A 14,719-nucleotide genomic window follows, 5' to 3' on the forward strand; every position below is an offset into this window, starting at 1 on the left:
AAATTTAAGGTATTTGATGGATGCATTTTCTATTATCACCGTTAACACAAGTCCGAGGTAAAATAACGACTTTAATATTTGAAATTATATAGTGAAACTTGATAAAAAAGTCCAATCACTTATGCCCTTTAAGGATAGCCTTAAAGCCAACCTTATAGGAATTGAGAAAGAGGGTTTACGCGTCTCAGATGATGGAAGTATTGCTCAAACGCCGCACCCAGAAGGATTAGGCTCTGCTCTAAAAAATCCTGCAATTACTACAGACTTTAGTGAGGCTTTACTTGAATTAGTTACTCAGCCTTTAAAGGGGGCTGATCAAGTTCTAGATGAGCTCACGACAATCCACAATTATATTTATCAACACTTGCCAGAAAATGAGCGATTTTGGCCTGCCAGTATGCCCTGTATATTAAGAGGTCAAACCAATATACCTATTGCGAATTATGGTAGTTCAAATTTAGGAATGATGAAAACAGTTTATAGGCGCGGCCTCTCTAATCGATATGGCAGCGTAATGCAGGCGATTGCTGGAATTCATTTTAACTATTCATTTTCATTAGAGTTTTGGCAGTCTTATCGTGAATTAATATCACCAAATGATACTGACTCCAAGGGCTTCATGGATGTGCACTACATGGGACTCACTAGGAATGTTTTGAGATATGGCTGGCTAATTCCCTACTTATTTGGAGCTTCTGCAACAGTGTGCAAGTCATTTATGCATGACTATCATGAGCATAACCTAGAAGAATTTGATGACAACACTTTATATTTACCCTATGCAACTTCCCTAAGAATGGGCGATATTGGTTATCAGAATTCTCAGGAGGATGAGAAAGGAGTTAAGGCCAACTATAATAGCTTATGTCATTATATATACAGTCTTCGTGCGGCAATGAAAACTAGCTGTGAGGATTTTGAAAAGATTGGTTTAAAGAAAAATGGAGAGTACCAGCAGCTTAATACAAATATCCTTCAAATCGCAAATGAGTACTACTCTTCTGTTCGTCCAAAGCCTATTTTATATGGAAATGATAGGCCTCTCAGAGCTCTAAATAATAATGGTATAGGTTATATTGAAATACGATCACTGGACATTAATCCTTTGCTTGAAGTAGGAATTGATAAAGAGCAAATTGAGTTTTTAGAAGCCTTCTTATTATTCTGCCTTTTGGAGGACTCGCCAGCGATTTCATCATCCGAATTAGTAGAAATTGACTCAAATGCTCTCTTGGTTGCTCACCAAGGTAGACAGCCCAACTTAATTCTTGAGCATGTTGGTGAGAAAGTAACTCTTACTGATTGGGGCGAGAGTCTTTTTGAGAAAATAAAGCAATGCTCAAAGCTATTAAGTGATGCGCATCAAGAATCGGTAGAAAGTATTTCAATTCGAATTAAAAATCCTGATTTAACGCCATCAGCAATAATGCTTAATGAAATGCAGCGCCAGGAGAAAGGTTTTTTCGAATTCACTGACCAATATAGTCATAAATATAAAACACAAAATCAGGAGAAAGCTTTTGATAAAGACTATTTCCTTAGATTAGATGAGCATTCAATTAGATCTATAAAAGAGCAACAAGAAGTTGAATCTAAAGATGTTATAAATTTTGATCAATTTTTAGAAAAGTATTTTGAAGATGACGCTTAAGATAGATACTATATGCGCATTAGCAACTGCCATTGGCCAAAGCGGAATTGGAGTTGTAAGAGTGTCAGGCCCACTTTCTAAAGTTATCTCTAAAAAAATACTACAAACGGAGTTAAAGCCAAGGCACGCTTTTTATGGGGCTTTTTATGACAATGAAGGCAATACTATTGATAAAGGAGTAGCAATATACTTCCCTGGACCTAACTCATATAGTGGTGAGGATGTTGTAGAATTCCAGGGTCATGGCGGCATGAGTGTTATGAGAAAGCTTCTAGAAATTGCTTTATTTTTAGGGGCAAGACTTTCTGAGCCTGGAGAGTTTAGTAAAAGGGCCTTTCTAAATGGCAAGATTGACTTGGTTCAGGCTGAAGCAGTTCAAGACTTGATTCAATCGAGTTCAGAAGAGTCTGCCCTGAGCGCTGTAAGATCATTAACGGGTGAATTCTCAGAAAAGATTAATCATTTACTTGCAGAGCTAACTTCATTAAGAGTTTTTGTCGAGGCAACTATTGATTTTTCTGATGAGGAAATAGATTTTCTTGAGTCTCACCAAGTCTCAACTAAACTTAAAAATTTAAAAGTTTTACTTAAAAATATACTCGAGAGTGCCAATCAAGGGGCAATTTTAAGGGATGGACTTCACGTTGCAATTGCTGGAAAACCTAATGCTGGAAAGTCAAGCTTGCTTAATGCGCTCACAAAACAGCCGAGTGCAATTGTTACAGATATTGCTGGAACTACTAGAGATGTTCTAAAAGAAACAATTCATATTGATGGAATGCCGCTGCATATTATTGATACAGCTGGACTTCATAACAGTGATGATATCATTGAGCAAGAGGGTATTAAAAGGGCATATACTGAAATTAATAACGCAGATGTAGTGTTACTAGTATTTGATACAAAAGACAATTCACCTGATTTCTCAATACTGCCTGATTTGGTTAAAAATAAACCAGTTATATGTATAAGAAATAAGATTGATCTGTCAAATACTAGATCTGAAGTTAGAAAGCTAGGCAACCAATTGGAGGTTAGTCTTTCAGCCAAGAATGGTGATGGAGTTGACTTGCTAAGAAAGACACTAGTTGAATTTGCCGGTTTAAACTCCGATGGTGAAGGAGTTTTTCTTGCTCGAAAAAGACATATTGACTCGATTGATCAAACGCTAATATATATAAGTAGTGCTCTTGAGCAATTAGAGGGAGGGGCGAGTGAGTTAGTAGCAGAGGATTTGCGTCAGGCAGGTATGTCTCTTGGGCAAATTACTGGAGAGTTTTCATCGGATGATCTATTGGGTGAAATCTTCTCTTCATTTTGTATTGGCAAATAGCGTACAATTATTTCTTTTCGAAAGAAAAAATAAAGGAAGTTAGAAAGTTCAAAATAAGTCTCTAAATTATTGATTTTAATGGCTATTTATAGGTGATTTAACCTATCAATTTAGACCCATTAAAGTTTATTTGATAAATATTCGTAATATCACTTGACGATACTATTTGAGCATGTATAATTTCCCGCTTTCACCGGCCAAAAAGAACTTTTTTAGTTGGTAGCTCTTTAAAAATTTATCAAGCAACTTGTGTGGGCACTCGTGCAAGAAATTGTGCAGTGCACATAAAAAACAAAAGCAGATAAGCTTTTTAAAAAATTGAACTATTGGTTATAAAATGCCAAGTGTTCTAAAAAGTCAAAGATTAAACTGAAGAGTTTGATCCTGGCTCAGATTGAACGCTGGCGGTATGCTTAACACATGCAAGTCGAACGGAAACGATACTAGCTTGCTAGTAGGCGTCGAGTGGCGGACGGGTGAGTAACGCGTAGGAATCTACCTGATAGTGGGGGATAGCCCGAAGAAATTCGGATTAATACCGCATAATCTATTCGTAGTAAAGTGGGGGACTTTCGAGCCTCACGCTATCAGATGAGCCTGCGTAAGATTAGCTAGTTGGTAGGGTAAAAGCCTACCAAGGCGACGATCTTTAGCTGGTCTGAGAGGATGATCAGCCACATCGGGACTGAGACACGGCCCGAACTCCTACGGGAGGCAGCAGTGGGGAATATTGGACAATGGGGGCAACCCTGATCCAGCAATACCGCGTGTGTGAAGAAGGCCTGAGGGTTGTAAAGCACTTTCAATTGTGAAGAAAAGCTAGTGGTTAATAGCCATTAGCCTTGACGTTAACTTTAGAAGAAGCACCGGCTAACTCCGTGCCAGCAGCCGCGGTAATACGGAGGGTGCAAGCGTTAATCGGAATTACTGGGCGTAAAGCGTGCGTAGGCGGTTTATTAAGTCAGATGTGAAAGCCCCGGGCTTAACCTGGGAACTGCATTTGAAACTGGTCAACTAGAGTATGGTAGAGGAAAGTGGAATTTCTGGTGTAGCGGTGAAATGCGTAGATATCAGAAGGAACATCAATGGCGAAGGCAACTTTCTGGACCAATACTGACGCTGAGGTACGAAAGCGTGGGTAGCAAACAGGATTAGATACCCTGGTAGTCCACGCCGTAAACGATGATAACTAGCCGTTGGGGGGATTTACCCCTTAGTGGCGAAGCTAACGCGTTAAGTTATCCGCCTGGGGAGTACGGCCGCAAGGTTAAAACTCAAAGGAATTGACGGGGACCCGCACAAGCGGTGGAGCATGTGGTTTAATTCGATGCAACGCGAAGAACCTTACCTGGTCTTGACATCCTGAGAACTTTCTAGAAATAGATTGGTGCCTTCGGGAACTCAGTGACAGGTGCTGCATGGCTGTCGTCAGCTCGTGTCGTGAGATGTTGGGTTAAGTCCCGTAACGAGCGCAACCCCTATCCTTATTTGCCAGCACATCATGGTGGGAACTATAAGGAGACTGCCGGTGATAAACCGGAGGAAGGCGGGGACGACGTCAAGTCATCATGGCCCTTACGACCAGGGCTACACACGTGCTACAATGGGAAGGACAAAGAGCCGCGAAGCCGCGAGGTGTAGCTAATCTCAGAAACCTTTTCGTAGTCCGGATTGGAGTCTGCAACTCGACTCCATGAAGTCGGAATCGCTAGTAATCGTAGATCAGAATGCTACGGTGAATACGTTCCCGGGTCTTGTACACACCGCCCGTCATACCATGGGAGTGGGTTGCACCAGAAGTGGCTAGTCTAACTTTATTGAGGACGGTCACCACGGTGTGATTCATGACTGGGGTAAAGTCGTAACAAGGTAGCCCTACCGGAAGGTGGGGCTGGATCACCTCCTTAAGAAATGTACGAGTGTTCACACAAGTTGTTTGATAATATTAAAGAAAGAGAAAAAGACCAATAACCCAAATTCAATTTAATTGATATTAAGGGTCTGTAGCTCAGTTGGTTAGAGCGCACCCCTGATAAGGGTGAGGTCGGTGGTTCAAATCCACCCAGACCCACCATATTTTTTCTGGGTTATTAGTTTTTCTATTGGGGCTATAGCTCAGCTGGGAGAGCGCCTGGTTTGCATCCAGGAGGTCAGCAGTTCGATCCTGCTTAGCTCCACCATTTTTCTCAAATGAAAACTTAAATAAGATTTATTTATATGTCTTATTTAAGTTTTTATACCAAGCCTTGGTTTATTCCTTGGTTCGGAGCTCTTTAACAATTTGGATATGAAGTAAAGTTTGTTAAATACAATACAACGTAAAAGGTGTATTGCATTGACACAACAATTTCAAAAAATATGGATTCTCATTGATAGATTTATCTATCATTGAAAAAATAGAATTCACCGATTGTATCGTAAGATGCAGTTAGTGACTTCTCGGTGTAAAAAGAACCATTAACCCAGATACTTTGGGGTTATATGGTCAAGTGAATAAGTGCATACGACGGATGCCTTGGCAGTAGAAGGCGATGAAGGACGTGATAATCTGCGATAAGCTTCGGTTAGCTGATAATAAGCTTTAACCCGGAGATCTCCGAATGGGAAAACCCAGTGATCATAAGATCATTATCCTTAACTGAATACATAGGTTAAGGAGGCAAACCTAGGGAACTGAAACATCTAAGTACCTAGAGGAAAAGAAATCAACCGAGATTCCCTTAGTAGCGGCGAGCGAACGGGGACCAGCCCTTAAGCAATTTTGAGATTAGTAGAATGTTCTGGAAAGTTCAACGACACAGGGTGATAGTCCCGTATACGAAAATCTTTTAATTGTGAAATCGAGTAAGGCGGCGCACGTGAAACGCTGTTTGAATATGGGGGGACCACCCTCCAAGGCTAAATACTCTCTACTGACCGATAGTGAACAAGTACCGTGAGGGAAAGGCGAAAAGAACCCCGGGAGGGGAGTGAAATAGAACCTGAAATCGTATGCATACAAGCAGTGGGAGCAGACTTGTTCTGTGACTGCGTACCTTTTGTATAATGGGTCAGCGACTTACTTCTCAGTAGCAAGGTTAACCATTAGGGGAGCCGTAGGGAAACCGAGTCTTAAATGGGCGTTTAGTTGCTGGGAGTAGACCCGAAACCGGGTGATCTATCCATGGTCAGTGTGAAGGTTAGGTAAAACTAACTGGAGGCGCGAACCCACTTATGTTGAAAAATGAGGGGATGAACTGTGGATAGGGGTGAAAGGCCAAACAAACCCGGAGATAGCTGGTTCTCTCCGAAATCTATTTAGGTAGAGCGTCGCGTATTACTTCTGGGGGTAGAGCACTGTTATGGCTAGCGGGTCGTCAAGGCTTAGTAAACCATTGCAAACTCCGAATACCAGAAAGTATGAGCGCGGCAGACACACTGCGGGTGCTAACGTCCGTAGTGGAAAGGGAAACAACCCAGACCGTCAGCTAAGGTCCCAAAATTATAGTTAAGTGGGAAACGATGTGAAAAGGCCCAGACAGCCAGGAGGTTGGCTTAGAAGCAGCCATTCCTTTAAAGAGTGCGTAATAGCTCACTGGTCGAGTCGGTTTGCGCGGAAGATTTAACGGGGCTAAACTATATACCGAAGCTGCGGATCGCAATTTATTGCGATGGTAGGAGAGCGTTCTGTAAGCCGTTGAAGGTGAACTGTGAGGTTTGCTGGAGGTATCAGAAGTGCGAATGCTGACATGAGTAACGATAAAGGGGGTGAAAAACCCCCTCGCCAGAAGTCCAAGGTTTCCTACGCAACGTTAATCGGCGTAGGGTTAGTCGGCCCCTAAGGCGAGGCAGAAATGCGTAGTCGATGGGAAACGGGTTAATATTCCCGTACTTCATATAACTGCGATGGGAAGACGGAGTAGGTTAGCTCAGCAAGGCGATGGTTGTCCTTGTTCAAGCGTGTAGAAATGGTTCTTAGGAAAATCCGGGAACCTCTATTTCAAGGCGTGATAACGAGCCCTCTTTTGGGCGAAGTGAGTGAGACCATGCTTCCAGGAAAATCCTCTAAGCTTCAGGTTATATGAAACCGTACCCCAAACCGACACAGGTGGACGAGATGAGAATTCTAAGGCGCTTGAGAGAACTCGGGTGAAGGAACTAGGCAAAATGACACCGTAACTTCGGGAGAAGGTGTGCTCTTGTTATGTGATATCACTTGCTGATTGAGCAAAGAAGAGCTGAAAAAACTAGGTGGCTGCGACTGTTTATTAAAAACACAGCACTCTGCAAACACGTAAGTGGACGTATAGGGTGTGACTCCTGCCCGGTGCTTGAAGGTTAATTGATGAGGTTAGCGCTTGCGCGAAGCTTTTGATCGAAGCCCAAGTAAACGGCGGCCGTAACTATAACGGTCCTAAGGTAGCGAAATTCCTTGTCGGGTAAGTTCCGACCTGCACGAATGGAGTAACGACGGCCACACTGTCTCCACCCGAGACTCAGTGAAATTGAAATTGCTGTTAAGATGCAGTATACCCGCGGCCAGACGGAAAGACCCCGTGCACCTTTACTACAGCTTTGCATTGAACTCTGATCCTACTTGTGTAGGATAGGTGGGAGGCTTTGAAGCTTTAACGCTAGTTAGAGTGGAGCCACCCTTGAAATACCACCCTGGTATGGTTGGGGTTCTAACCTTGGTCCGTAATCCGGATCGGGGACAATGCATGGTGGGTAGTTTGACTGGGGCGGTCTCCTCCTAAAGAGTAACGGAGGAGCGCAAAGGTATCCTCAGCACGGTCGGACATCGTGCAATGAGCGCAAAGGTAAAAGGATGCTTGACTGCGAGACTGACACGTCGAGCAGGTAGGAAACTAGGTCTTAGTGATCCGGTGGTTCTGAGTGGAAGGACCATCGCTCAACGGATAAAAGGTACGCCGGGGATAACAGGCTGATACCCCCCAAGAGTTCACATCGACGGGGGTGTTTGGCACCTCGATGTCGGCTCATCACATCCTGGGGCTGAAGCAGGTCCCAAGGGTATGGCTGTTCGCCATTTAAAGTGGTACGCGAGCTGGGTTTAGAACGTCGTGAGACAGTTCGGTCCCTATCTACCGTGGGCGTTGGAGACTTGAGGGAAGCTGTTCTTAGTACGAGAGGACCGGAATGGACACACCTCTGGTGTTTCGGTTGTCACGCCAGTGGCATTGCCGAGTAGCTATGTGTGGAAAGGATAACCGCTGAAAGCATCTAAGCGGGAAGCCCCTCCCAAGATTAGGTCTCCCTGATTATTTAATAATCCTAAAGATCCCTCGAAGACTACGAGGTTGATAGGCTAGGTGTGAAAGTGCAGCAATGTATTGAGCTAACTAGTACTAATTGATCGTGAGGCTTGACCATATAACACCCAAGATATTTGGAGATGTTGTTGTGTCAACAGGCAATATGCCTTATAAACTTTACTTAATCCATTTTGTTATACCTTTTTGGTATAAAAACTTTTTAATTCACTTGAAATAAGTTCAGACTTAATTCAAGTAAGCAGTTTGCTTAGTGACAATAGCAAGTGTGACCCACCTGATCCCATCCCGAACTCAGTAGTGAAACCACTTAGCGCCGATGGTAGTGTGGGGTCTCCCCATGTGAGAGTAGGACATTGCTAGGCTTTTATTCAAAATACCCCGACCCTTTTCAAGGCGGGGTATTTTTTTATCTGATTCTTAATCACGTAAAATAAAACTATCATTATTACTAGATTTATGCAAGTAACCCATGACTGATAACTTTAAAGTAAAAACCATTGCTAGTGGAATCAGCGTGATTGATTCTGGCTATTTTAGTAACGATTTTGCAGCTATATATCTTATTAAGGAAAATAATAAGGTTGCAATCATTGAAACTGGAACTAGCTTTAGTGTTTCTAATGTTCAAAAAGCACTTGAGAAAATCCACCTAAGTTTTGTAGATGTAGCTTATATAATTCCTACTCATGTCCATCTTGATCATGCAGGTGGGGCAGGTGGACTTATGAAGCAATGTCCAAATGCGACTCTAATAGTTCATCCTCACGGGGCGAGACACTTGATTGATCCTACCAAGCTAATAGCTGGAGCTATGGCTGTGTATGGCGAGCAAAAATTTAAGAAGTTGTACGGTGAAATTATTCCAATTGAGGCAAGCAGAGTTATTGAGGCTGATGACAATTTTATTTTAGATTTTAATGGAAGAGAGTTAAAGTTTATTGATACCCCAGGACATGCAAGACATCATTTTTGCATTTGGGATAGGCAAACAGAATCGATGTTTACTGGTGATACGTTTGGCATCTCTTATCGTGATTTAGATCATAATGATGAAGTATATATTTTCCCAAGCACAAGCCCAGTTCAGTTTGATCCAGAGGAATTAATTAAAAGCATACATAAAATAATGAAGTACAAGCCTAAGCGAGTCTGCTTAACACATTTTGCTGCAATTAGACCAACTCAAAAAGTAGTTGAACAGTTGATAGCTGGTATCCATTTTGTTAGCAATTTGGCAAAAAAATATGCAACTGAGGGTGATGCTGAAAAAGTAATTCAAGAAAAGATGATGAATTATTTTTTAGAAGGAATTGAAAAGATTGGTTTCAAAGACTTTGATTTTTGCAGAGAAAGGTTAGAGCTTGATATCAAAATAAATACTCAAGGTTTAATTTATTGGCAAAAAATAGTATAAATTGAGACTTGAATTTCATTAATTAAATATTAAATAAGTATCATATAGCTCTGCTTTCTAAACTTAACTATGAAAAATCTTTTACTATATCTAAACCATTATTTTGCGAAGGTTCCAGGGCAGCTTATACCTTACCGTAAAACAGTTCTTGCATTAGCATTGCTATCCACTATTTTTATGGGGTATGGTGCTTCTCGCTTTGTTTTAGATACTTCATTTGATGTTTGGTTTAGTGAGTCTGATCCTGCAATTGAAGCTTTGGATGATTTTCGTGACCAGTTTGGGAGTGACGATGGTTTATTTATTGTTTATGAGGCTAAAGATGGCGATGTATTCTCAAATAAATCTCTAACACTAATCTCTGAAATAACAGAGGTTTTAGATAACTATAGACAGATAAGTGATGATGTTTGGCTTGAAAAATATGGACTAACTCCTGAAATTGTTGAGTCATTAACTCATATTAAGCGTGTTCAGTCACTATCTAATATTAGAATTCAAAAAAATGAAGATGATGTTTTAAGTTCGCCTCGTTTAGTTCCTAAAAAAATTCCAAGTGACGCCTTGGTTTTAAGTGAAATTAGTTCTGAGGCAGATAATCAGCCAAGTTTGCCGCTCTTTATGTTCTCAAAAGATCATCGTTTTGGGGCAATTTCCATTCAAACAGACTTTGGAGCAATCCCAGTAATTCAAGAATTAAATGACCAGTTCTCTTTGTTTGATGATGATGCGTGGAGTGATGATTTTGATGAAGGTATGGATGATAATGCTGTTATTCAAAAAATTGAATATCAGCCAGATGAGCCAGGACTTTATATTCCATTTATGAAGGCTATAACGGCGATAACTGAACAGCAAAAGATGTCAGAGCATTTTAATTTTTATCCAATTGGCAATTCTGCAATGATTTCCTTAGCTATGGACACGCTTATTCAAGCTGCGTTTCTACTAGTAGGCATGGTGGCAATCATTAACCTGTTGCTTTGGTCATTGTTTCGCTCTGTAAGTGCAGTCGTTCTTCCTCAATTAGCGATTGGCCTCAGTATTCTCTTTGTTATTGGAAGCCTGAGCTGGCTCAATTTAGCATCAACAACTCTTATTGCATTAACAGTGATGCTTATTATTGCGGTTGGCGTAGCTGACTGCGTTCATGTGATGAGTTCTTATTTGTTTTTCAGACGTGACGGCAAAGAACATGATGAGGCGTTATCAAAGGCCTATGGTAAGACAGGCGTTCCTATCTTATTAACAACAATTACCACGATGGCGGGAATGTCATCATTAGCGGTAACTGGGATGCCAATGTTTGTGCAATTTGGTTTCTCTTCAGCTGCTGGCGTCTTTTTTGCTTTCTTATACACAATATATTTACTGCCAGTGTTACTCAATTATTGGCACCCAATGCAAATTAAAAAGACCCAGGCAATTAGTGCAAGTAGAAAAACTGGAGTAAGGTCGATAGTGTCTTTATTGAAATCAAAAATGTTGAGTTTTTTATGTTTCTTTGTAAATCCAATAGCAAAACTTTCAAAGAGAATGGGTTTGAATTGGCTCTTAGGCGCAGAATGGCTTCAACCTTTATTAAATAGAATTCCAGCTTTTGTGGAGCGCTTCCGATACTCTATAGCTATTATTTTTGTGAGTGTATTTGTAATTTGTATATATGGCGCAACTCAAGTCAAAATTGACTCTAATCTAGTTGAACTTTATTCTGATGATGTTCCTATTGGTCAGGCCTATGAAATTGTTGATGAACACATGATGGGCACAGGAAATATGGAAATCGTTGTAGCCACAGCAATTTCAGATGGAATAATGGATCCTGACGTATTAAATGCTATGAATAGACTTCAAAATACAATTGAGGAAAATTATAGTGAATTTATTATCCGAACAAATTCTTTGGCAGATCTAGTAATAGACACTCATGCTATTATGCAAGACTCAGAAGATTATCGAAATATTCCTGATAGTCAAATTGCGGTATCCCAATTGCTTTACTTGTTTAATAGTTCAAATCCTGAAGAGAGAAGAGCCCTTGTCAGTGATGATTATAGTAAGAGTCACATAAGTGTTCAATTAAAAAATGCAGGCTCTAACGAATACAAGGATTTTTTTAAAGATATTCAGCGTGATATAAATAATGAGTTTAATGGATTAAAAGATCGATATCCTAATATAAAAGTTCAAATTACTGGATCATTCGCTTTAATGATGAGGCTTGCTGATGACATTAGTAATAATCAGTTTAAGAGTTTGGCAATAGCAGCTGTGGTTATTAGTCTGTTATTGATGATAACGCTAGGTTCTTTTCAGGCAGGCGTTATGTCGATTATTCCTAACCTAATACCCGCATCATTAGCATTTGGATTAATGGGTCTTCTTGGAGTTCCGCTTGATACAGACACATTAATGATTGCTCCTTTAATTATTGGTATTGCAGTGGATGATACGATTCACTTTATTAGTCACTATAGAATGTCACTTGCACAAAATCACAATATGAAGCTTGCGCTCGTGGAAACTATAAAAGAGGTGGGCCAAGCTGTAACATTTACAACTCTCATCCTAGGCTGTGGGTTTTTGATGCTTACATTTAGTGACTATTTGGGATTAGCAAAGATTGGGACTTTTGGTTCTTTAGCTATATTTGTTGCACTACTATGCGACTTATTGTTTTTCCCAGCATTGATTATGATTTTCAAGCCGAAGTTTGGTCAGAAAGATGTTGAAGATAATTTAAATTTTATAGAGGCTACAAAATGAATAAATTAATACTTACTTACTCAAAATCTACTTTGCTTAGTGTTGTACTTGGTGCATTTTTAAATCTACAAGCGCCAAATGTATATGCTGAAACTAATTTAAGTGCACGAGAGATTATGGAGAGAGTTGATGTTGAGAGCAGGAAGTCTACTGACTCAGCATTCACCCGTATGAAGCTGACTACGTGCAAGTATGGTCTTAGCGGCGGTAAGGTAAAGTGCGCTGAAAAAGCCCGAGTTAAGTTAATAGAAAATGCACAAATTAATACTGGAGAGGGTAGCCAAGATACTAAGAGTATTGCCATAATCCTTGAGCCAGCAAGTGAAAAAGGAATTGGAATGCTCTCATATAGTTATGATGACAGTGACCGAGATAATGAGACCTGGTTATATCTTTCTGCTCTTGGAAAAGTAAAGAGAATTAGTGTTAGGAACAGTGATGATGAGGAAACTGAATCTGCAAGTATTTTTGGAACTGAGATGACCACTGAAGATCAAGAGACAGGAAAGCTTGATGACTATACATACGAATTACTAGAGTTCGGAACTTTTAGAGGAAGAGAGGTTGCAGTTGTTGAGGCGACACCAAAAAAACATCGAATTAGCAAAAGCAGTTATGGGAAAACGCAAAATTGGATTGATACTGAAAGGTTTATAACTCTTAAGGTACAAATGTTCGATAAATACAACAATCCTATCAAGAAGCTCGAGGTTGGCAAAGTTGAAAAAATTAATGATGTTTGGATGGGAAGAAGTCTGACATTTTTTAATACGGTAAGCAATAGGCTAACAAATATGAAACTTGAGGCGATAAACTTTGATATGGATATTAAAGAAGATTTTTTAACTCAAAGAGCATTGACTGACCAAGCATTTAGAGAGAAATTTCTGAAGGATTTACGTAAACAAGCTAAATAAATTCTGAGTATGTTAAATTTTATCTATAAAGGAATTATTGCTTTAATTATTAGCTTTGGAATTAACTCCATTTCTATTGCTGAGGATGAGTTATTATTTGACGATGAACTAGTATTTGACGATTCTGATGAAGAGTTTGGTGAGTGGGATGATGACAGTGATGTCTTTGGTGATAATGACATAAATCTAGAAAAATCTTTTTCTTGGCTGGACTTAAGTGTTTCGCAGAAGTATGGTGTTAATCCTGCAAGTAGTTATAGCACTGCTATGGAAAGAACTGAGTTGAGGTTAGGAACAAGTGGCTCTGTTTTTGACTCAGGTTATGGCGAAGTAGAAATTAAAGCAATAAAATATTGGCCGAGTGATAGCAACAACGTAATTGAGGCCAGTGATATTGAGGTAGAGAAGGCATTTTTGCAATTTAGTTTTGATGACTGGAGTGCTAAGCTAGGTCGATATACTATTGGCTGGGGTGAGCTTGAGGGCGGCGCACTTGACGTAATTAATCCTTCAGGAGGGCTTACAGACCCATCCATGATTTCCCAATGGATTTTGAGCTCTACTCGTTACTTTGTAGATAGTGATTTAAGTTTTTTTTATAATACAAATCCTAGAATTGCAAAAAGCACATTAATGACACTTAAAAATGATAGCTATGATGAATTTGGATTGCGCTATGGAATAAGTGGGGAAGGAAGTGATATGGCTTTTTATGCTGGTCAGCTAGTTCCTAATGATGCAATCATTAACCTAACAGATGGGTTGGTTTATGCAACACCATATCAATTATTAGGGCTTGGAATGAATAAAGCCTTTGATGATTATTTGCTTAAATTTGATGTTGCCTATAAACATAACTTGCAGCAAAACCGTTCAGGACAATTTGTAAAGGTAGATAGAATTGATTGGGACTTGGCTTTTGATATTCAAAAAAATGATAGAACGATCTTGATTTCAGTTAACTCTCAGTACCTATTAGATTTCTACAGTGATTATCTAACACCGACTTTAACAGGAAGTGTCAGTGCAGATAAAAATAGTACGACATATATGGCAAGAGTAAATGACAAGTTTGGTGATTCAGACTGGAGCTGGAATACCTCCCATATAATATTATCAAACAATGATCTTTCACTAACTTCAGCTGGACTTGACTGGGATATTAATGATCACTGGAAAGCTTCATTGGGCGTCACATATGCTGATGCTAAACCAAACCGTGCGCTAAGTTTGTTTGACCAGTACCAAAGAGTTAACTTGGAAGTTAAGTACCAGTATTAATGACTCAGTTAGTTAAGGTGTTGCATTTTTAAGTCAACTTAAAGCATCAATCCCTCTTATAGCATAGGATATTGTATAATT

Annotated in this window: 6 protein-coding genes, 2 tRNA genes and 3 rRNA genes; all 11 read left to right on the plus strand. The window is 40.0% G+C overall.

All coding sequences use genetic code 11. From position 1 onward, the window contains the following. Positions 1-121 precede the first annotated feature (121 nt). The 11 genes from gshA to AC5YGD_RS01085 all read left to right on the plus strand — a co-directional run bounded on the left by gshA (position 122) and on the right by AC5YGD_RS01085 (position 14,638). Positions 122-1,651, plus strand: coding sequence for a glutamate--cysteine ligase (gene gshA / locus AC5YGD_RS01035; RefSeq protein ID WP_496142381.1), 1,530 nt, complete (start codon positions 122-124; stop codon positions 1,649-1,651). Next, the gene (gene mnmE, locus AC5YGD_RS01040; RefSeq protein WP_496141705.1) at positions 1,641-2,984 is read left to right on the plus strand and encodes a tRNA uridine-5-carboxymethylaminomethyl(34) synthesis GTPase MnmE; all 1,344 of its coding nucleotides are present in this window, start codon (positions 1,641-1,643) and stop codon (positions 2,982-2,984) included. The genes gshA and mnmE overlap by 11 nt, the downstream gene beginning before the upstream one ends. Before the next feature lie 366 nt (positions 2,985-3,350). After that, a 16S ribosomal RNA gene (locus AC5YGD_RS01045) occupies positions 3,351-4,891 on the plus strand. A gap of 90 nt (positions 4,892-4,981) precedes the next feature. Further along, positions 4,982-5,058, plus strand: a tRNA-Ile gene (locus tag AC5YGD_RS01050). Between the two features lie 30 nt (positions 5,059-5,088). Then, positions 5,089-5,164 (plus strand) — tRNA-Ala (locus AC5YGD_RS01055). 303 nt (positions 5,165-5,467) lie between these two features. Then, positions 5,468-8,357 (plus strand): 23S ribosomal RNA (locus AC5YGD_RS01060). 149 nt (positions 8,358-8,506) lie between these two features. Further along, positions 8,507-8,622, plus strand: a 5S ribosomal RNA gene (gene rrf / locus AC5YGD_RS01065). Together the 16S, 23S and 5S rRNA genes with 2 tRNA genes alongside form the textbook arrangement of a ribosomal RNA operon. A 107-nt stretch (positions 8,623-8,729) precedes the next feature. After that, on the plus strand, positions 8,730-9,674 hold the full coding sequence (locus AC5YGD_RS01070; RefSeq protein ID WP_496141706.1) for an MBL fold metallo-hydrolase: 945 nt from the start codon (positions 8,730-8,732) through the stop codon (positions 9,672-9,674). 177 nt (positions 9,675-9,851) lie between these two features. Beyond that, on the plus strand, positions 9,852-12,440 hold the full coding sequence (locus AC5YGD_RS01075; protein ID WP_496142333.1) for an efflux RND transporter permease subunit: 2,589 nt from the start codon (positions 9,852-9,854) through the stop codon (positions 12,438-12,440). Further along, positions 12,437-13,357 (plus strand): outer membrane lipoprotein-sorting protein, encoded by a 921-nt coding sequence (locus AC5YGD_RS01080; RefSeq protein WP_496141707.1) that lies wholly within the window; start codon positions 12,437-12,439, stop codon positions 13,355-13,357. Before AC5YGD_RS01075 ends, AC5YGD_RS01080 begins: the two co-directional genes overlap by 4 nt. A 9-nt stretch (positions 13,358-13,366) precedes the next feature. Continuing rightward, on the plus strand, positions 13,367-14,638 hold the full coding sequence (locus AC5YGD_RS01085; protein WP_496141709.1) for a Tat pathway signal protein: 1,272 nt from the start codon (positions 13,367-13,369) through the stop codon (positions 14,636-14,638). The last annotated feature ends 81 nt before the right edge of the window (positions 14,639-14,719 follow it).

This window comes from Candidatus Pseudothioglobus sp. uisw_070, from assembly GCF_059512545.2.